19 protein-coding genes and 1 pseudogene are annotated in these 20,019 nt (G+C 61.8%); 14 read left to right on the top strand and 6 right to left on the bottom strand.

The window, feature by feature from the left end; translation table 11 throughout:
* Nucleotides 1–185: 185 nt before the first annotated feature.
* The 4 genes from V7066_RS20565 to V7066_RS20580 all read right to left on the bottom strand — a co-directional run bounded on the left by V7066_RS20565 (nt 186) and on the right by V7066_RS20580 (nt 3,230).
* A complete protein-coding gene (locus V7066_RS20565; RefSeq protein WP_334184846.1) occupies nt 186–1,241 on the bottom strand; it encodes a FecR family protein in 1,056 nt (351 codons plus the stop codon).
* Nucleotides 1,234–1,779 carry an RNA polymerase sigma factor gene (locus V7066_RS20570; RefSeq protein WP_334184868.1) on the bottom strand — a complete coding sequence of 182 codons (546 nt, stop codon included), beginning with the start codon at nt 1,777–1,779 and terminating at the stop codon, nt 1,234–1,236. Before V7066_RS20570 ends, V7066_RS20565 begins: the two co-directional genes overlap by 8 nt.
* 241 nt (nt 1,780–2,020) lie before the next feature.
* Complete coding sequence (locus tag V7066_RS20575; protein WP_334184847.1) at nt 2,021–2,455, bottom strand: MarR family transcriptional regulator; 435 nt, start codon at nt 2,453–2,455, stop codon at nt 2,021–2,023.
* A gap of 418 nt (nt 2,456–2,873) precedes the next feature.
* Nucleotides 2,874–3,230, bottom strand: a complete 357-nt coding sequence (locus V7066_RS20580; RefSeq protein WP_334184848.1) for a hypothetical protein — start codon at nt 3,228–3,230, stop codon at nt 2,874–2,876.
* Here V7066_RS20580 and V7066_RS28825 point away from each other — a divergent pair.
* The 8 genes and pseudogenes from V7066_RS28825 to V7066_RS20615 form a co-directional block, all read left to right on the top strand.
* Nucleotides 3,141–3,380 (top strand): annotated as a pseudogene (locus V7066_RS28825) (DUF7146 domain-containing protein); the annotation flags it as partial. The gene V7066_RS20580 and the pseudogene V7066_RS28825 overlap by 90 nt on opposite strands.
* A gap of 51 nt (nt 3,381–3,431) precedes the next feature.
* Nucleotides 3,432–3,764, top strand: coding sequence for a toprim domain-containing protein (locus V7066_RS20585; RefSeq protein WP_334184849.1), 333 nt, complete (start codon nt 3,432–3,434; stop codon nt 3,762–3,764).
* A 40-nt stretch (nt 3,765–3,804) separates the two neighbouring features.
* Nucleotides 3,805–5,841, top strand: coding sequence for a ParB/RepB/Spo0J family partition protein (locus V7066_RS20590; protein WP_334184850.1), 2,037 nt, complete (start codon nt 3,805–3,807; stop codon nt 5,839–5,841).
* A 209-nt stretch (nt 5,842–6,050) separates the two neighbouring features.
* Nucleotides 6,051–7,607, top strand: coding sequence for a hypothetical protein (locus V7066_RS20595; protein WP_334184851.1), 1,557 nt, complete (start codon nt 6,051–6,053; stop codon nt 7,605–7,607).
* A gap of 120 nt (nt 7,608–7,727) precedes the next feature.
* Complete coding sequence (locus tag V7066_RS20600; protein ID WP_334184852.1) at nt 7,728–8,573, top strand: hypothetical protein; 846 nt, start codon at nt 7,728–7,730, stop codon at nt 8,571–8,573.
* A 401-nt stretch (nt 8,574–8,974) separates the two neighbouring features.
* Nucleotides 8,975–10,168 (top strand): DUF932 domain-containing protein, encoded by a 1,194-nt coding sequence (locus V7066_RS20605; protein WP_334184853.1) that lies wholly within the window; start codon nt 8,975–8,977, stop codon nt 10,166–10,168.
* Nucleotides 10,169–10,233: 65 nt separating this feature from the next.
* Nucleotides 10,234–10,464, top strand: coding sequence for a hypothetical protein (locus V7066_RS20610; protein WP_334184854.1), 231 nt, complete (start codon nt 10,234–10,236; stop codon nt 10,462–10,464).
* 133 nt (nt 10,465–10,597) lie between these two features.
* On the top strand, nt 10,598–10,957 hold the full coding sequence (locus tag V7066_RS20615) for a hypothetical protein (RefSeq protein WP_334184855.1): 360 nt from the start codon (nt 10,598–10,600) through the stop codon (nt 10,955–10,957).
* 247 nt (nt 10,958–11,204) lie between these two features.
* Here V7066_RS20615 and V7066_RS20620 read toward each other — a convergent pair whose 3' ends face one another.
* Entirely contained in the window at nt 11,205–12,116 is a 912-nt protein-coding gene (locus V7066_RS20620) for a MucR family transcriptional regulator (RefSeq protein WP_334184856.1), read from the bottom strand.
* Nucleotides 12,117–12,912: 796 nt separating this feature from the next.
* Between V7066_RS20620 and V7066_RS20625 the strand changes: the two genes are divergently transcribed.
* From V7066_RS20625 to V7066_RS20645, 5 genes are all read left to right on the top strand, one after another.
* Nucleotides 12,913–13,392: a DUF736 domain-containing protein gene (locus V7066_RS20625; protein WP_334184857.1), complete on the top strand. Its 480-nt coding sequence runs from the start codon at nt 12,913–12,915 to the stop codon at nt 13,390–13,392.
* A 75-nt stretch (nt 13,393–13,467) separates the two neighbouring features.
* A complete protein-coding gene (locus V7066_RS20630; protein WP_334184869.1) occupies nt 13,468–14,469 on the top strand; it encodes an SLOG family protein in 1,002 nt (333 codons plus the stop codon).
* Between the two features lie 12 nt (nt 14,470–14,481).
* The gene (locus V7066_RS20635; protein ID WP_334184858.1) at nt 14,482–14,700 is read left to right on the top strand and encodes a DUF6117 family protein; all 219 of its coding nucleotides are present in this window, start codon (nt 14,482–14,484) and stop codon (nt 14,698–14,700) included.
* A 372-nt stretch (nt 14,701–15,072) separates the two neighbouring features.
* The gene (locus V7066_RS20640) at nt 15,073–16,053 is read left to right on the top strand and encodes a DUF2493 domain-containing protein (RefSeq protein ID WP_334184859.1); all 981 of its coding nucleotides are present in this window, start codon (nt 15,073–15,075) and stop codon (nt 16,051–16,053) included.
* 796 nt (nt 16,054–16,849) lie between these two features.
* Nucleotides 16,850–17,074, top strand: coding sequence for a hypothetical protein (locus V7066_RS20645; RefSeq protein ID WP_334184860.1), 225 nt, complete (start codon nt 16,850–16,852; stop codon nt 17,072–17,074).
* A gap of 315 nt (nt 17,075–17,389) precedes the next feature.
* Here V7066_RS20645 and V7066_RS20650 read toward each other — a convergent pair whose 3' ends face one another.
* Complete coding sequence (locus V7066_RS20650) at nt 17,390–19,036, bottom strand: IS1634 family transposase (protein ID WP_334184861.1); 1,647 nt, start codon at nt 19,034–19,036, stop codon at nt 17,390–17,392.
* 482 nt (nt 19,037–19,518) lie between these two features.
* Here V7066_RS20650 and V7066_RS20655 point away from each other — a divergent pair, with 482 nt between their 5' ends.
* Nucleotides 19,519–19,842, top strand: coding sequence for a hypothetical protein (locus V7066_RS20655; protein ID WP_334184862.1), 324 nt, complete (start codon nt 19,519–19,521; stop codon nt 19,840–19,842).
* Nucleotides 19,843–20,019: the final 177 nt, after the last annotated feature.

Below are 20,019 nucleotides of genomic sequence, written 5' to 3' on the forward strand. Positions count from 1 at the left end.
TGAGCCCGGGCCGGAGATACGAGGTAAAGAGAGGCCAGTATCGCAGTGCTCAGAAACAATGGATAGGCCCGGTCTTTCATGTAAACCACTTCATCCCCTCCCGTAGGGATCCCGCCATTTTGACTGGAATTTACAGGAGGCATCGCTGCCGCTGGGGCGACTACGGGGTATCAGGCGAAATTTTTTCAATTCACGGGACGCAATGTCATTTCCCCTGAGGGTTCCCTCTCGATTTCCAGCCCGAACAGAGCCGACAGCCGGTCGGCAACCTGCTCGCTGTCGTCTACCCGGAACCGGCCACTGACGCGCAATTGACCGATCGAAGGGTCTGAAAGCCGGATCGTCCGGCCCGACGCTTCACCGGCCTCGGCAATGACGGCATAGAGCGGCGTACGGTCGAATGTGCGCGGCTCGGTTTTTCCATCAGGACTGGCGGCCGTGAACAAGGTCCTTCCCTCCGGCGCGAGAGGGGACGGACCACTCGCGGCGGTAAACGCGAGAGTCTCGCCTGGTTCGAGACGGGAGAAGGGGGCAATCGATCCGTCCGCCTGGCGCGGACGTTCGACATCGATAGCGCCTCGCAGGAGATTGACCGTTACCTGCCGGTTCGCACCGACGCGTACCTCAAAAATCGTTCCGCGCGCCGTTACGCTTCCGCCGCCGGCTGTAACGACAAATGGCCGGGCCTCATGCGCGACATCGAATTGGGCCTCGCCGCTTTCGAGCCGAAGCTCTCGGCGATCCGGCCGGAAGGCCACAGTCAGAATGCTTCCCGGCGTCAGGGTCACAGCCGAGCCATCGGCAAGTTTTATGGATCGACCTGCTTCCTCGCCTGCAGCGTAGCGAGCCGTGTGCTGGCCGTCCGTCCGCTGCTCGGTCATGGCAGTTCGTGGCGCTGGTGCGGCACTTTCCATTTGCGGCAGGCCTGCGATGACAAAAGCGCCCATGATCAGCGCAATCGCGAGGATGGCTGCAGCAGCAAACCACTTTGCCCTGCTGGACCACATGTTGTCGTTTGCGGGCGCACTTTGCGCGCTGTGCTCGGCGGCCAGAAAGCGGCCGATGGCGAAAACCTCGCTGGCACGTTGGTAGGCAATCGAATGCAGCGGGTTTGCCTCCAGCCAGGCCTCGAAGTCCCGTTCGAATTCGTGCCGGTCGGGCCCCCGCATGCGGGCGAACCAGACCGCCGCCTCCTGATTGATCCGGTCGGGAAGGGGAAAGGAACTGCCGCCTTCAGTCATCACTGGATAGGCTCCTGCCGATGCGCTGAACCGCCTCCGCCACGTGCCACTCGACCGTACGGATGCTGATGCCCAAGTTCTGGGCTATCTCTTTGTAGGGTATGGATTCCGCCCTGTGCATCAGGAACACGGTCCTGGTTTTCGCAGGCAACGCCTCGACGGCCGCGCGATACAGTTCTCGCATCTGAGCCAGTTCGAGCGCTGCATCGGGCATTTCAGGCGCGGGCGCAGCGGGCATTTCCTCGACCCTTGCAGCACTGGATCTCGACCAAGCCCGTGTCCGATCGGCGAGAAGATGCCGCAAGATGCCCTGAATATAGGAACCCGGATTGTCCCGGGCAGCGTCTGACCGGGCTGCCAGGAGGCGCATGAAGGCTTCCTGGACGAGATCCGCCCGTTCCTCTTCGATCCAGATCCGGCGCTTCAGGAATTGAAGCAACTTAGGGGCCTCCCGGCGATAGAAACTGTCGAATTCCTTCCGGTCTTCGAACAAGCTTCGCGAAGCGCTGCGGCGCTTGGTTTTCTCAAAGCCGAGCATCGCGATCACGATGCTGCAAACAGGCCGACAGACTCCGGGTCATCGGCAAAATCAAAGAACAAGGTACGCACGACTAGGCCACCACCGGCGGCGGGCTAAATATCCAGTGCCTGCGCGCGACCCGTGCGGTCCCGCCCCTGTTCATGCGTGGAAGGTATTACCTGCAGCCGGTACCCGCCTTTCAATGCCGGCCTGCGCTGCGTAAGCTGCCTTCGTTCGAACAAAAGTTCAAGTCTCTTGGTCAGTCGCCGTTTCTCAATGCCGAAGTGACGCGCCGGATTATCAGTTGTTCGTCGACAAGTGCCGTGAATTCGGTGCTGGCTGCCCACTCGTCGAGAAAGCGCTCTATCGCTCTTCGCCCCAATGGTGTGAGCGTTACAATCGTTCGGCGCCCATCTTCAAGATCCGACTCTGTCGTGACGAGGCCATGCTCTTCCATCCGGTGGACGATACGCTGCGAGTTTCGCTCGGATGTGCTCGATACGCCGCACAGCGCAGTCAGATAGCGAGCCTCCTCCTGCGGCTTGTTGTAGAGATCGAAAAGCATCTCGAGCGCTGGCTGGCGAAAGAGCGCAAGGCCGAGCTCGCTGACCAGCAGTTCCAGACCGCTTTGCGCAAGACCCATCATCAACCGGCGATCGGAGGGCCGGGGTATCTTCGGGATATCGGGTTTCATGAGCGAAGCCTCGACTTCGCAGCCTGCAGGCGCCCGTTTGCCGAATGCGGAGCGCGATGCGCCCCCGGTTGATCGCGGTGCCCGCCATCACGGGGCACCCTGCTGAGGGGACCCGCGCGCTGACATTTCGCTTTCGACCTTCTCCCAGGCCACCAACACGCGTGCGTGGCCCTACCGCAGGTCTCTTCGTTAGCGCGGCGCCCACCCTGATCTGTCAAGGCACCATCCGAGTGATTTCGCACCCTTTCCATCGGTGTCTCCCAAGCCTTTTTTCTGACGGCAGAATGACAGGAAAGCGGCGGTGATCTTGAACCATGTTGTCCCAAAAGTGTCATAATCCCGGTGACCTGCCTGCGAGTGAAAAGGGGAGGCGGAAGAGGCTGCGTGGGTGCAACGCTTGGAAGGAGGGCCTCCCGTGTCATTTCCGGCTGATCTTGCTGCCGCTGGGCAGCAACTCGTCACGGCTCTGGGCGGCCGCTGGCACCAGGACCGTGGGATTTGCAGATGCCCTGCTCATGACGACAGAGTGGCGAGCCTGTCTGTTCGCGTCGGTGAGCGGACGCTGCTCTTCAAGTGCTTCGCCGGATGCGAAACCTCCGCGGTACTGGCAGCGCTCCGCGCGGAAAACTGGGTAGTTCCACGACAGGAACGGCGGCAACCAGTTTTCATCACGCCGCGCCCGGGCATGCTGGTCCGAGCCCTCTGGGACGAGGCGTTCCCGCTGCAGCAAACGATAGGTGCCGCTTACCTTCGCAGCCGAAACCTCTTCGTTCATCCACCGGCCTTGCGGTTCCATCCACGAACACCGCGCGGTCGCGGTCGAGCCGTAGAGCGTCGTCCGGCAATCCTTGCGGCGGTTGCCGGCGACAAAGGCCTGACTGCGCTGCAGCGCCTATTCTTGCGCGCTGACGGCCTCGGGCTTGCCAGGGACCTTCCGGAAGCTCGGCTGTGCCTTGGGCGTCTCTGGGCCGGCGCTGTGCGGCTTTCTGCGGTCGAGGCTGAGCTGGGCCTTGCAGAGGGGATCGAAACGGCCCTCTCCGCGACTGCGCTGCTTGGAATTCCGGTCTGGGCCGTGCTCGGCAGCACCCGCTTTCACGTCCTCTCTCTGCCGAGCCAGGTTCGGACGGTGGTGTTGTTGCCCGACAGCGACCGGGCAGGACGGATCGCAGCCGAAAAGGCGCACGCAGCCTATAGCCGCTGCGGTCTTGCGGTGCGGACCGAGTGGCCCTGGGACGGTCACAACGACTGGAACGATGTCCTGCGCCGCCGATGCCAGCAGGAGGAAAGGGAGAAGGGGTGGGGCGGATGACAGGCTGGTTTTCAGCCGATCCGCCAGAAGGATCTATCCTATGACGACGACAAACCTTCTCTACGTCCGGGCGCTCGATTGCGCGGTGTCGAAGCACAATGTCAGGACGCAAAGCGATGAGGCTGCCGATGCCGAGCTGGAAGCGAACATCGGCGAGACAGGCATCATTCTCCAGAACCTGATCGGTGTTCCCGTTCCGCGCAAGAAAGGGCGGTATGAAATCGTCGGGGGCGGCCGGCGCCTGGAATGCGTCCACCGCGCCATCGCCAGCGGCAAGCTGGGCGATGATTTCATGGTCCCGCTGCTCGTGGTCAAGGGCACCCGCGATGCCATTGAAATGAGCTTTGCCGAAAACCACTACAATCTGCCGATGAACCCGGCCGATGAATGCCGGGCGTTCCAAGGCATGATCGAGCGCGAGAACAAATCGCCTGCCGAGCTCGCCAAGCGGTTCGGCAAGACCGAACGGTTCGTGCTGGGCCGCCTGCGCCTGGCTAATCTTGCCGAGCCGGTGTTCGAGGCACTTCGCAGCGGCACCATCACCCTTGAAATCGCGAAAGCCTATGCTGCTACGACGGACATCGATCGTCAGGCCAAGGTGTTTCACGAGCTCGACGGGCACTACTATAGCTCCAACCTCAACGAAATCCGGCGCCAACTCGCAACGGGATCGTTCAACGGCGGCGCGCCCAAGGCCCTGCTCGTCGGGCGCGATGCCTATCTTGCGGCCGGGGGGCGGATCGACACCGATCTCTTCAGCGACGAGTCCTCGGAGGTCTGGTGCGACGGCGAGCTCGTCGAGCGCCTTGCCGACGAAGCCATGTCCGCCGCGGCGGCGGCACTGCGGGAGCGAGAGGGCTATGCGGAGGTTCGCAGGGTGGCGGCGACCAGCATTCCCTACTCCGAGACCTGCCATCTTTCCGTGATCGAGCCGGTGCCGATGCCCCTCGGACCCGAGGCGCAGGCGCGGCATGATGAGATCACGGCTCGTATCGAGGCGATCGAGGCCGGCGCGGCAGATTCGGACGACTACACCGAGGAACAGTGCACCGAACTCGACACGCTCGCCGAGGAGATGGAGACCCTGATCGAAGCCTCGCTGCAACTGACGCTGGATCAGAAGGCAAACGCGATAGCATATCTGGTCATCGATGCCGAAGGACGGCCCCGGCTTCATCATGAGGTGTTCGCCGTTTGCTTCGAAGACGATTCCGGCAGTTTGGACGAAGCCGACGAACCTGAGGGCGGCGTCAGTGGACCGGATGATGCCCTGGACGGAGCTGGCGACGGGGACGAAGCCGAAGAAGCAGGTGAGAGTTACAGCCTGCGCCTGCTCGATGAGCTTGCGAGCATGAAGTCCGAGCTCCTCTCCGTTCACGTTGCCAGAGATGCACCGTTCGCCCTCGATCTCGCCACGTTCATCATGGCGGATCGGACCAGGCGTCCTGGATGGAATGCAATGCCCAGCGAACTGGCGGCGCCGGCAGCAGGGCCCAGAAATGCAGGGTTCGAAAGCGGTACGCCGGCGGCGGCGGCCTGGACGGAGTTGGAGGCAAGCCTCGATCGCAGTTGGCAGGACCACGACGCGATGGTCGATCGCTATGACGCTTTCTGCCTCCTTGAATCCGCCAGGCAAGCGGCATGGCTGGGATGGGCGGTCGCCCGGACCTTGCATGCCGTACCTCATGGCGAGGCCGGCAGCGCGTTCCTCGATCATCTCGGCGGCAAGCTTGAGATCGATGTCGCCAGCTGGTGGCGTCCGACCGCCCGCAACTTCTTCGATCGCCTGACCAAGCCCCGGATACTCGATCTCTTCGAGGGTATCGGTGGAGTGGAACTGCGCAGCCGGTACGCGGCATCCCGCAAGTTCGATCTCGCCGCCGCTGCGGAGCGCCTGTTCGCCGGAGACACGGTTACGGACGCGGACACGAAGCAGCGTCTCGCAACCTGGTTGCCGCAGCCGATGGCGCTTTCTGACATCGATGCGGCCGGGAGGGCAGTTGCACCGGACGGTCCCCGCTCCGGCTTTGAAGTCACCGATCCCGAAGCGGGCGAGGATATTCCGGCCGCCGCATGATCTAGTCACGGAGCCATCCCAACCTCCCGGTCAGGGCTCCTGCGCTGCCATCCTCGTATCGGGCGGCAGCTCTCAATCCAACTGAACCGGCGCGGCGGCGCGGTATGCGGATGGGTGTCCGCTTGTCCGGCCGCCGCGCTCCCTTTGGCGCGGTCGCGCCGATTTCCAGCCGTACCCGCATCCGGGTCACGGCCCGCGGAGTCACGTCCATGGCACAGTTCCAGATCCACTATTCGCCCTCTACCGATGAGTGGCGCCCGGTCCCGGCCGAGTTTTGCCTGCTAACCCGCGATCATCGGGATCTTTGGCCTTCGTTCGGCGAGGCTGAGGCTGCCCGAAAGCGAATACATGCCGATTTTCCTGGCGTTGCCTTTCGCGTCGTACAGGCGAGCGACGAGAGCGGCGACATCGATTGGCAATCCCGGGAGCGGATGCGGTTTGCCGACGGCACGTACACGCAGGTGCCGTGGCACGCGGAGGCCTGGTATCAAATCCGGCACGAGGAGCATTTCTGCCATGTCTCGACGGAACAGGCCGGCAAGATCGCCTTCACCGAGAATGCCGCGAAAGGAGCGGTCGACCGCCAGCTTGTCATGTCGCCCGGTCGGTATCTGCAGCGTTTCTTTTCCGCTGATCTCGATAACAACGCGATCGAGCACTGGTGCGCGCGCCTTTCCGTCCAGCTGGAGGAAGACACGCTCAAGGTTACTCAGGACGCCGACGAAATCGAAGACGTCTACGTCGGCGGCCCATGCAGTTGCATGGCACACCCGGCGGACGACTTCGAAAGTCTGTGCCATCCGGTTCGCGTCTATGCCGGGCCGGACACTGCCCTTGCCTATATCGGGGCGCGTGACGATGCCCGGGCACGCAGCATCGTGTGGCCAGCGCGCAAAGTCTACACGACAATCTACGGCGACGTCTCGCGTCTCAAGCTTCTTCTGGAACGGGAAGGTTACGGCGAGGGCGGTTTGAACGGAGCGCGGCTACAACGGATCGAGCACGATGACTGCTTCGTTGTGCCCTATATCGACGGCGGCGACGATCTTGCCGACGGCGGTGAGTATTTGATCGTCGGTCGAGGCACGATATCGTCGGAAAGCACGACCGGGTTAGGCTTACTGCCCTGGTATTGCTGCCGCTGCGAAGGTCAGGCGCGGCCATATGATACGGTACATCACGCAGATGGCTCCTATGAGGAATGGTGCGAGAACTGTTTCAGCAACCACTCAACATATTGCGAGCACAACGAGCGATCGTACCCCGAAAACGAAGACTTTGTGATCGTCTATGCGCACGGGGCCGAGCACACTGTCCTGGAGGCCGGCGCAGCGAATTTTGGCGCTGTCTATCTCGAGGATCGCAGCGAATGGTGGATGCGCGATTGTTGCCGCGAGTGCGACGCTACGGGGGACGTGTTTCGTTCCGACGATCTCTACGAATACCAAGGCGAATGGCTGTGCGAAGGTTGTCTTCCCGAGCCCCTCGATGATGACGATCCGCTCCAGGCAAATGCGCACGTGCACGATTATCAGTGCTTCCTGGGAGCGCCTCCCAGCCGGTTAGCTGATCACGCATGCGGGAGTAAGCACGGCGCTGATGATTGCGCTGAACTGGACACAGAACGGGCCGATCCCGGCGCAGGCAGCCTTGTTTGTCCGATGGATCGCCAACAACCAATCACCGACGAGCCAGATGACATCCAACTGTCGTCCGGGATGACTGCCTGTGCCGCGGCGGCCCATTCCTCGAACGCGGGAGCCTGAACCATGGACCATCACGTTTCCGGCCGCAGAGGCCTGCTCGAAATACTGTCCTGGGCCCGGCCGCACGACAGCGATACGGAACAAGCTTTCTGCAGGGAATTTCTCGACCGGGTTCCCGGCATGAAAGCCGACGCCTTCGGGAACCGGATGATTGCCGTCGGCAGCGCTCCGCGTATCTTGTGGAGCTGCCATGTCGATACTGTCGCGGCGCGCGGCGGCGCCCAGGAGATCGCCGTGAGCGACCTCGGCATCGCGGCACTACGCCACGGCAAGTCTGGAATGTCGCTGGGAGCAGACGACGGGGCAGGGCTGTGGATCATGTTGAACATGATCGCGGCCAGCCGTCCCGGGCTCTACGTCTTCCACCGCGGCGAGGAGCATGGGTGCCTCGGTTCTCAGTGGATCAGGCGAACCACGCCGCAATTGCTGGGTGGCATCGATGCCGCCATAGCCTTCGACCGGGCGGGGCTCTTCGACGTGATCACCCACCAGAGCTACGGCCGCACCTGCTCGGATGCCTTCGCGACGAGCTTCGCTTCCGCGCTCAACGAGCTGGATGCCGGGTTTCGCTACCGCCCGGACAATTCCGGTGTGTTTACGGACACCAACGAGTATGCCGGCCTGGTGCCGGAGTGCACCAACATTTCGGTCGGTTACTATTCCCAGCACGGACCCAAGGAAACCCTGGACCTGGGGCACTGCGAGAAACTGCTTGGGGCGATGTTGCGGTTCGACACGGCAAAGCTGGTGATCGCCAGAGACCCCTCACGCTGCGATGACGCACCCTGGTCCTGGCAGGATGAGCTTGGCGACCGCGACGATCTTGCCGCACTCGTCGCCGAACACCCGCTACTGGCAGCGGAAATGCTGCTCGAAGCAGGGGTGACTTCCGACGATTTCTGGCTTGCCGCCTGGGAACGAGAGCGTGGCGGCGGTGCCGAGTATCGGCCGCTCTCGTCGCTATGACCTTCCGCCCTTCGCCGTCATGCAGATACCGCTGATTGCGGGACGGGGTACGGAACCTGAGATAGCAGCGATTGCCTGCCGTCTCTAGGATCTCGGCTTTCATGATGGCACGCGTGCCGGAAATACGAAGCATGGACGCCCTGACACGCCCTGATCCGTGCAGGCATGGCCGGAGTTCGGTTGCGGCGTCGGCAGAGGCACCTGCGCATGGACACGCCACTGGCCCGTTCGGCCCCAGTCCGGTCATGCTGCGCCGACGAACTTCTCAAGACACGCGCGGACGCCGACATGCTCGCCATCGCGGAGAGGCCTTTCAGTGGCCCGGCACGAGGGGAGGTGGATGGAAGGGGGTGAGATGCGGACGCTGGGTTCGCACCTTGATCCGAGAAAGGAATTCTCTCATGGCCAACTCCCCGCAAACCTCAAGTGCAGCCGGTTCCGCGCCCTACCGCGTCGACATCAGCAAGGGGCGCAATGTCTCGCGCGTGTCGTCCGAATGGTTCTCACGTCCGCCGGACGAACGCTTCCTGTCGCTCGACGATCTCTATGCCAGTGTGCTGGCGCGCGGACAGGTCGCCTCGACACGGGTTGTCGAAAGCAAGGGGATCAAGGTTTGCGCGGATGCGGGCGATCCGGATGCGCTCACGCTGATCCCTACCGACGGCCTCGAACCGGTCGCTCCGACCAACTGGTCATTCGGGCAGCTCTGCAGTCTGGTCGGCGCGCCGGCATCATACCTGCGCAACCTTCCTGGCGCACTGGCGGGCGTGAACCTGCAGCATGGCTTGCTCTCGCACCGCGGCGATCATGTCAAACTGCTGGAGACGCGGGAGGGCCGGACGGAACTTCGCGCCGTCACCGGCCCTGACTACGGCAGGATCTGGGATCACGAACTGGTCGCTGCTGTCATGCAAATTGCCGGCAACGGCACGGGCGATACACGCTGGAAGGTCCCCGGCGTCCTCGACTGGTCTTCGATGACCTATAATCCGCATGTCGACGTGACGAATGATAACACGACCCTCTATGCCTCGGACCGGGATGTATTCCTGTTTCTCGTCGATGATACCAATCCTATCGAAGCTGGAAAACTACCGAATGGCGATCCAGATCTCTTCTTTCGCGGATTTTTCACATGGAATAACGAGGTCGGATCGAAGTCGCTTGGCATCGGAACGTTCTATCTGCGTGCCGTGTGCATGAACCGGAACCTGTGGGGCGTCGAAAACTTCGAGGAAATCAGCATCCGTCATTCAAAGTTTGCGGCAGGCCGTTTTGCCCAGCAAGCAGCGCCGGCCCTCAAGCAGTTTGCCAACTCTTCGGCCCGGGGCTTCATTGAAGGCGTCAGGACGGCCCGTGAGCGCCTGGTTGCGCGTAGCGATGAAGATCAAACGGCATTCCTGCGAACCCGCGGTTTCTCCAAGGCGGACACGAGCCGGATCATAGCGACGGTGCTGAACGAAGAGGGGCATCCCCCGGCCTCGATATATGATTTTGTCCAAGGGATCAGCGCCGTCGCCCGGACAAAACCGCACCAGGATGATCGTCTGGAATGGGAAGGCAAGGCCCGCCGACTGCTCGAGCGGGCATCCTGAGCCGGCGAAGCAAGCCAAGCCAAATTTCCATTTCGCCCCCAAACTGAACTGTGCCGGGAGGACAGATGATGCCGACCGTGCCTTCGCGCGACTGTTTTCGCGCCCGCATAGAATTCTATTGTGGAGACGCGCTGTTCCACGAGGAAGAGGTCTTCGTTCTAGCATCTCGTCCAGCTGAAGCGATGACGACGTGCCGGATGTGGGCGGAGCAAAGCCCGTACTTCAATCCGGCCATACCCGATCTGGGCTGCGTCGTGCGGGTGCTCCTGCCGCCCTTCCTGGCGGGAGCGGGGTAGAATGCTGCGGCCTTCCACCGTGGGTAGCGCCTCTCCCTTGGAGCCGGGAGGTCGCGGCATCTACCAACATCTGCTGACTGGCCCTCGTCCCGAAGGGTGTAGATATCTTGGGGAAAGTTCGTGGAAAGTCATAATGCCGGATCTGGTGGACCTTGCCGGAAACGGCTATAAACTGCGGCCTTTCCGCGTTGGTGAAGTGTCTTTTGGCACCGTCAATGCAAGTTACAAGTTATCCACGGAGTTTCTGATGACCGGCGCCGAACTTGCTGCTGCGCGAAAGAACCGCGGGCTGACCGAGGTTGAGCTCGGCAAGGCGATCGGCTATCGGGATCCGGCGCGGGCAGTTAGGCGTCTCGAAGCGGCGCCTCGGATCAACGCACGCGCCATGAACATGATCAAGGTCATCTTCGGGACCGTGGATCAGGATTGCGCCCGCGAACGCGGTACCCGTCGCCGCTCAGTCCATCCCGATCAATTGGCGTTTGCGTTCTGAGCCCAGACGGGCCGATCGTGATCGGTGACCTGGTGTTCACCGCATTGTGAGCCAGCGGCTGAGCGAGGCAGCGTCTGGGCAATTCCTGTTGTCCTGCCAGCTGACGGTAATCCTGCTTTATCCTGATCCTTCCCCGCGCTGATGGCAGACATAGAAAAACGGCGGACCAGAATCCTGGCCCGCCGTCTCTTTGAAGTGTTCGGAGAAAGATCTGCGGGCAGCGCAGATCCCCTCCTATGCTTTCGCCTCAGGCGACCTTTTCTGCCGGGGTAGCCGTGTCGGCACTCGCGGCTGAGGTCTTCTTGCTCTTCGTCGCCGCAGCCTTCTTCTTGGGAGCTGCCTTCACCGCCGCCTTGTCAGCAGATTTCGGCGCTGCCTTGGCATTCGCTGGTTCAACCGCGGGCGTCGCGGGGGTGGAAGAACCGGTGCTGATCCCGAGCTTCTTGCGAGAGGTGACGGACTTTGCAGGAGCGGCCGGTGCCGCTGTCTCGGTCTTGGCTGCAGTCGCCGCCGTGGACTTCGGGCGGGCCATCTTGCGGCCTGCCTTGGGAGCAGTCGACGACGCCGTTGCCGCGGATGTAGCTTCCGCCGATTCTGCGGCAGGAACTGCCGGAGCCGCGACCGGCTTGGCTTCAGCCTTTGCCGACTTCACAGTTGCAGGCTTTGCTGCCTTGGCCTTCTGCGCCGCAGGCTTGGCCGTCTTTCTACCGGTTGGCTTACCCGCCTCTGCAGCTGCCTCAACCTTGGCTGCGGCGGTAGGAGCAGGACGACCGCCAAGTCCCATCTTCTTGGCGACCGAACGGCGCTTCTCCGAATAGCTGGGCGCGACCAGCGGATAATCGGCCGGCAGGCCGTAACGCGCGCGGTACTCGGCAGGCGTAAGGCCATTGTTGCTCAGGTGACGCTTGAGCGTCTTGTAGGGCTTGCCGTCGATCAAGCTCACGATGTGCTCGGGTGATGCCAGGCTCGCTTCAACCGTTACGGCGGGCTTGTATTCGGGCGTGGGAACGACCGGAACCGAAGGTTCGCCCGCAAGGGCTGCGCGCGTGGTTTCGATCAGCGCGGCAAGGCTCTCGCTGGGAACGGTGTTGTTTGCGACGTAGGCGCTAAGCAGTTCTACAGTCAGACGTGCCAGTTCAGGCTGCTCGGTCTCGGACATGGGATTTCCCTTTTATAGGGTTTGGGGGCGGCCTTTGTCTGCTCAATGGATCGCCATGTAAAGCCTAATGCTAGTCGCCAGTTCCTGAGCACTAGACTTTGTTGCACGGAATTTTTGAAGTCGATCCCCTGATGATGATCCGGGTTACGGCTTCTGTGACCGCTCAGCCTCGTCAGTAGTCACCTCTTGCCGCGGTTCGATATTCGCCAAAGGTCGATCGAATGCTTCGCCGACGGGCAGCTGTGTTCGGTCTACAAGGATCTCCAGATCCGCCAGTAGGGTCCGGACCTCCTGCACCGTCGAGTTACTGATCAGCATATTCGTCCTTCGCGGATGAGCCCGCTCGCTATCAGTAGCTGAGGAAGAATGCGAGAACGAAGGCAGGGGGTGCTTTTGCGGTCGCTCGGCCTGACGCAGGTCCCAGTTTGCCCCGTACTCCGTGAACCGTCTCGACTGGAATGAGATCCAGGAAGACTGCCATTTGGCCCAACAGGCAGGACGGGTTCCAGCAGGAATGGATGCTCGATCTGCGGGGATAGCACAGTCCATCCGGCCGACCTTTTGGCGATAGGACTGTGCCGGGTGGTGACGATTGGTTCCTCAAAACCGCGTTAGTCCGGCACAGTTACCGGGAGCGCTTATGGCGTCCAGCGAAAACGGATGGAGGCGGAGGCTTGGGCGGCTCGCACGCGGGCGTTCTTTGGCTGTGCGAGGGAGGGGGCGGGAGAAGAGGGGGACCTTTGAAGGTGTCGTTCCAAGATTGTTTGGAGCGGCGCCAAGTCAAAGGAGAAGTCAGATGAACATTGGTGAATTTCAGCTCCGTGGCGGTCGTCTCATGGGTTCGATCGCGACCCGGACCATCGATCTGCCCCACCTCGGTCTGCGCCCCGTCGAAAGCGAAAACGACCGCGCGCCGGTCTATGAGATCGTCGCGCTGAACGTCGGTAATCGCTGGGTCCAGATCGGCGCTCTGTGGGAAGCCATCGCCCGCAATACCACCGGCGAGGCCTTCCTCCAGGGCTCGATCGATGACCCCAGCCTTCCCGAACCGCTGCCGATCGCGCTTTTTGGTACCGAGCAGGAGGGCCTGCGTGTCGCGTGGCGCCGGCCCCAGCGCCGTGACGACTTCGGTCCCGCAACGCGGAGCGTCCGGCGCGACTACGAAGGCGTAAGCGACGGCGGCGCCGGTGGCGGTTTCGGAGACAGCACGGCGGACGGCGACGGTTCGCTGTCGGGCGGCCTCGGCGAACAACTCGACGATGAGATCGCCTTCTGAAGCCACGCTTTGATGCCGGGGGGCGCTGTCATGCGTCCCCCGGTTTTCCTTTTCCCAAATCGCGGGAGACGCATCATGTCCCATTCCTCAACCATCGATCGCTTTTCCGACCTGAAGACGCTCTATGCAGAAATGACCATGACGCCTGAGTTCCGAGCGGCTTTCGGCGACCCTATTCCGTTATCGATAGCCGAGCCCGGCGATGCACCTGCGGAACATGAGATGCCGGAACCCCTGGCCGCGCAGGCCGATTGCGGAGGCATCATCGCAGCAATTTTCGATCTTTTCACCGGAACGCGTCTCGAGCCCCTGGCGGCGGAGCTGGCATGGGGCTTCGTCAATTCGTTCCACTTCGTGGCCGGAAAGCTCGAACGCCGCGAAGATGTACTGGCCGAGGAGATCGGCGAAATGGCGCGGTCTCCCGACATGAGCGAGGTGTTTACCGGCAATCTCGAGCAGAAGCAGTTGCTGTGCCGCTCCACCGCCGAGCAGCGTGAGGCCCTCGAATGCATGCGCGATTATGCCGCCGAAATGTACCGGGCGCTGTCGGGTTGGCCGTGGTCGCCCGCGCGCGGGAGCAGGGTTTCTCCGGCGTCTTCGGCGAGCCAGATCGCGGCGCAGGATTTTCTGCGCCAGCGTGCGTTGATCGCCCGGGAGAAGCATATGCCGCAAGGACCAATCGTGGTCTTTTCAGGGCCGGCGCAGTGGCACGATTGGCAGCCGATATGGGAACGGCTCGACCAGATCCGCACACGCGTACCCAGCATGACGTTGGTGACGACCGGGCAGCGCAAGGGGGCCGATGCTATCGCTGCGGCGTGGGCTGCGCGTTCAGAGGTTGCAGTGCCGCTGGTCGCTTACGGCCTCTATGGCTCGGGAGGTAAGGTTGCCTTTACCCGTAACCGCAAGCTTGTTGAGTTGAAGCCGGTCGAGGCGGTGCTCTGCGAGGGTTCGGGTCTGCAAGCCAACCTTTACCAACTGCTTCGCAAGGCGGGCATCCCGATCCATGCCTTCCGCAAAAGCGACCAGACGGCCAATGCCGTTTCGCCCGGACCTCGTCTGCACGTTGTCACCTGAGGAGGCACCGTCATGGCAATTCCCCGCACCTTTCGGCGCAATTTCGATACCCTTAAACGCGCCGCGCGCGATGGCCATCTCGCGCTCCTCGAATGTACCTGCGCGGTGACCGGCGAGCGGCGTTATGTCATCTGCGCGGTCGGGCACGACGAGAAGGGGTTCGTGTTCACGCCTTTCGGGCACCTTCACGAAGGCAACCCTTTCGAGGCCTATTTGCCGCCAGCATCCTGACGCCGTGACTGCCGTGAGCAGCAGGCCGGCAAAGCTTCGCGCACCCCGCGAAAGACCTGGCGCATCCGCTTCCAGAGCGAAGCGGATGCGCTGCTTCTTGTTGCGTAACCGGGACATGCGCGCCCTACCGAAATGGCCCTCAGGGGGCATTGAACCCCCTTCGGACCAGCTCTCCCATCTCTCTCAGGATCTGGACAGGGTGGCACGGGGCCGCGTCGGCCTCAAGGACGACGGGGCCCCACCATTTTGCTGCGCAAAATCGTTGCCCCCATCGCCGCTGGCGCGGTCACGGGGCTGAAGCCCCGCGATCCTTGACCCCGCCGCTCGGAGCCCGTGCCGATGAAGGGACCTCTTCAAGACAAGGAGGTTACGATGACCAAGGCTTCAAGGATTTCCCGCAGCTTCACCGATATTGCCGATCTGCTCGCGGAGGGCACTGGCGAACCGGCAGACAGCTTCGCCGCCGCTTTCGCGGAAGGCGCATGCGAAGTGCGGCTGGCGGTGAGCGATGAGTGCGTCTGCGCCGAGATGCCCGATGCGCGCGAGGTGCAGCTGGCGATCGAGATGATGGTGACGACGCTCTTCGATGTGCTGCGCGATACCCGCCTCGAACCCCTCGGCGAGCGTATTGCATGGGGTGTCGTGCACAGCTTCCACAAGGTGGCGAGTGGTCTCGAGGGCGAGGCGGATCACGCGGCGCGCAAGCTCGGCGAACGCGTCCGCGAAAACGACGGCAGCGAGATTGCAAATGCCGGGATCGAGGAAGCGCAGACGCTCTGTCACGGGCTCGACGAGGCGGTGGAAGCGGTAGCGTGCATGCGCGACCACGCCGCGCAGATGTTCCATGCCGAGACTGGCCATCCGTGGTCCGCGCCGCGCGCCACGCTCACCTCAGGCAAGCGCACCGCCTCGGTGATTGCAGCTGCTGATTTCCTCGCGGCGCGGCGGCAGCGGCGCATCGAGGCGCAGGCACCGAGTGGACCGATCGTGCTCTTCTCGGGAGGGCAGGTCTGGGAAGACCACGCCCGGATCTGGGGTGAACTCGACGCGATCCGTACCCGCATTCCCGCGATGATCCTTGCGACAACGGCACAGGACAAGGGCTGCGATGCGATAGCGGCGGCATGGGCGGAGCGCTCGGGAACCAAGCTGGTGGCGTTCACGCTCGACCGGCGCTTGGGCAAGCGCGCGGGCTTTGCGCGCAACGAGGCGATGATGCGGCTCCGGCCGGTGGAGGCGGTGGTCTGTGAAGGCTCGGGGCTCCAGTCGCATCTCGCAAGACTGGTGAGGGACGGCGGGATCCCGGCGCATTTCATAGCGACGGATGCGGCAAAGACCCGGCATCGGGGGTGAAGGCCCGATGAGGTGGAGCCGGCGAGGGCGAGGGCCTTCGCCGGTTCCATTTTTTTGCGAGAGGTGGCGGATCGCCGGGCTCAGGGACCCGGCTAGAGGCCGGGTCCGTCGCTCGGCGATGCGGCGCCCTGGTCGGGCACCGGCCTCCTGCGCGCGGCTCCGCCGTGCTCGTCGCAGGGACGCCGTTCCGGCGCAGTTTGGGATTTGGCGGCCGCTGGAGAGGGCGGCTTGAGCAGGGTGATAGCGGCTCCGCCCCCGAATGGCATGGCTCACGATCTCACGGAACTCACGCTCCGTCAGGCGTTCGACGGCAAGGTCGGCACAGATTCTCCCGTAGCTCGAACGAAGGGTTCGGCGCACGGTTTCCGCTTCTTCAGCCAGCTTTCTCTGGTCGCTCTCGATCCTGGCGAGGCGTTCGCGTTCGGACATCTTGGGCATTGATAGACTCCTCGTTGAGGAGGCCTGCCCGCCGCCTTGATCTTCCGCAATTCGCGCCTTGCGCGCAAGGCAGGATTTGCTGCGGGCCTTTGGCCCGCGAAGAACAGGGGATCCCCTCCCGGGGAGCCCCGCGCCTTCCGGCACGAGGCAGCGCAGCGGGCAAGCCGCTGCGTAGAAACGACGCACGCCGCGAGGGCGTTTGAAATGCACCGTACGCACGGGTGCTGCCAATAAAACGTTGCATTTCAACCACTTACATCGGTTAATGCTCGCGGCGGGGCCATTTTTACCGTGCCGAGCTTCGAAAAGCAACCCATCACCCTCGGGCACCGTTAGCACCGCTAGCGAAGGCCGCCTGATGGCTGTCGTATCCCACGTCTTCATGCTCGATTACGTCGCCGGCATGCTGGGCGAACACCCGGATCTGATCGATGCCATCGTCAGCAATCCTGACAATCTCACATATGGCTCGATTATCACCATCTCTTCCGGCCCAGAGGATTATTGTACCGCAATCACTGCAGATGCCATCGACGAACTGCGCGATCTCCATGCCGACAATCGCTGCTCACCCGAAGAGTAAGAGGCCTTCCTAGAAGACGTCATCTACAATCCGGAAACCCTTGATATCGTCAAGGGTCGTAAAGCGCGGTAACAATCTGGCGGTTACGCTACACTTGGCCAACCCCGTGAGCAATTACGCGTACTCTCCCACACCCCGTCAGCAACAAAATGACGCAGTTGGTCGTAGCGGAACTCACCATCACGGATTGCAGTCGGTTGCACGCTCTTGCCCAACTTGAACAGTGCGTTTGAAAATACGTTTTTGTTCAATGGCATGGGCGCACAGGCGCAAGTGTTACCACTACATTTTTGGGGTCGGTTGAGCTGCAGAGGCTCAGGTTTGCGGTGGCAACTCGCTGATATTGGCCGGCAGCGCGATGCCGGTTGCCTTGAAGACATTCCCTACCTGGCCCGAGACGTGGGTACGGGTGGTAATGACCTTGCCGTCCTTTTCGATGGTGGCTTCCTGAAGGCGATCGAGATCGTTGAGGAGCGGCTGCCATTCGGGCTGGAAGCCCTTTTCCTGACAAAGACGGGTGAGTTCCTTGGCCAGCGTCAGAGCGAGGAACGAGACAAACACATGGCCGCGGATAGCGGCATCGGACTGATGGAAGATGGGCCGGGTATCGAAGCTCGCCTTGGCGACGCGGAACAGGGCTTCGACCTGAAGCAGGTCACGGTAGCGGATGACCGCCTGCAGCGGGGTGATCCGGGCATTGGTGCGCAGCACGCTGATACCATCGTAGCGGGCCTCGTCGGCAAGCTTGCCCATGTCGATCTCGAAGGTCTTGCCGCTGGCCTTGAGATAGCGGCGATAAGCTGAGTTACCAACTAGGGCCTTGTCACCCTTCTTCAGCTGGGTCTGGAGGCCATCGATGATCGCTTGCCGATCGGCTTTGTCCTTCCTTGCCTCAGCTTCGTTGAGTGTGACGACATAGCGCTGGGCATCTGCGCCTTTGCCAACGCGCACCTCCTTGACCCACAGCTGAGTGTCTCCTGCCTGCCGCTCGAGAACCAGGGGCACCATCGGGACCGTGTCGTTCAGCACGACATCGCGGATGACGCTGCTTGTGCGCTCTCGCGCACCCAGGATGTATTCCATGCCCAGCTCTTCAAGGGCGGCGATCGTATCGGCGCTGATCATGCCGCGATCGGCCACAACGCACGAGCGGGTGATGCCGAAGCGGGTGCGCAGGCGCGTGACGATGGGCATGAGTACCTTCATGTCGGCCGTGTTGCCCGGGACCATCTCGGTACAGATCGGACGCCCCTGGGCATCGATCACGACGGCCAGGATCAGCTGAGCAAGCTCGGGCCGGTGGTCCTTGGAATGACCGCGCCGTCCCAGCGTGTCGCCGCCGGCGCCGTAGAACGAGAGCGACGTCGTATCCATGAATACAAGACTGAGGTCGGTGAACAGGTCCCGGCGGCGATCGAACAGCTTCTCCTCGATCACGTCTTTCACGCAGCGAGGTGCCAATCCCCCCTCTGCCTTCTCCTCGATCTCCTCGCCGAGCCAGGCCATGGCGCGATAGAAGTGATGGAGGGCAAAATCTTCGCTGCCGTCGATGGCGTAGCTCTCCATCCAGTCCAGGCAGGCTCGGTCCGAGCCGGAGACGAACAGGCGGTGCAGTGTGGCGACGAATACGGCGCGCTCCACGGCAAAGCCGAACTGGCGGCCTTCCAGCACCTCTTCCAGTACCGCATCGACACCAAGCCGCTGCCACAGGCGCCCGAACAGCAACGGGCCGCCAATCCTGCGAGCTGCGATCCGGCCTGCATCGATATCGGACAGAATGACGCTGCGTTCGGCGTGGCGGGCAATTGAGGCAGCCAGCCTGTCGAGTTCACCACTCGCGGCCAGCACATCCTTGCGGCCCAGAGCCTTGATCGTGCGCTGACGGACGGTTTTGCCCTCGCGCACACTCTCGACCAGGTAAAGATAGCGGTGCCCGCGAGTGACTCGTTCGACGACATACATGGCAAGGTTGTTACTACCTGCACGTGTGGAGATAAACCAAACCGCCAGTTACACGCAAAATGTTGTTATCACACCCCATTTTGCCGCTAAATCCACTGTCAGCAAAATCAGCTACTTAACGCCTGACGTTCCCCGCATGTTCTGCCAGCACTGTTCAACTTGGGTCTTGCGGTCCTCGGGGCCGGTCAATCCCCCGATATAGGCTGGACACACCCGCATCCGCGTCTTGTGCCGCAAAGCCGCGAGAAATGGCGCCCGCCAAACCTCAAGATCGCTGCGCCAATCTTCTGCCATCGCCAGCCTCCACAAAAGCTGGCTCCTCATGAATCAGGGAAATCTCCGTTGGCAATTCCAAAAATCACATTTCTGCCAAAATAGTGCTAGGGAGAAGATTCCAAGCCCTTGGTGAGGCAATTGTTGTCACAATTGGAATGATATTGGAGGAGAATAAGTTTATTATGCTACGTGTTCTGGAAAGGTTAATGTCTCGAATCTTTAGTGTTGGCGCTGTGCTGGCTATCTTTCTTACGTCTAGTTCGTCTACACTGGCAGCCGGATCGGCCACCGGTACTATCTCTAGTGTCGCAGGAGATTACAACAGTGGAATGTTGGTGAAGCTTTCCGGTCCGTTTGCAAACCCGGACAATTGCGCTCGGACAGACTGGTATATCTTACCAGATAATCATCCTCATGCTCAATTGTTGCAGGCGATCCTCCTCAGTGCTCAGGCCGGAAATCGCTTAATTGGTGTTCAGCTTGATGGTTGTGTCGATAATTTTCCTCGAATCATTGCTGCTTGGAACTAATTAGCGAATAGTCGGGTATGTGAAGTCATGAGCGCTGGGGGAGATCGTAATGATCACCCCCATCGGATTCTCAAAGTGGTCAGTAACCTGGACACTTCGAAAAACCGGTAGCGCCTGACGGCATGAGATGATTCACTGCGCGAGCGCGACAGCGGAGGCGGTGATGGTTGGACAGCC

This window comes from Novosphingobium sp. (assembly GCF_036820275.1).
Classification (GTDB): domain Bacteria; phylum Pseudomonadota; class Alphaproteobacteria; order Sphingomonadales; family Sphingomonadaceae; genus Novosphingobium.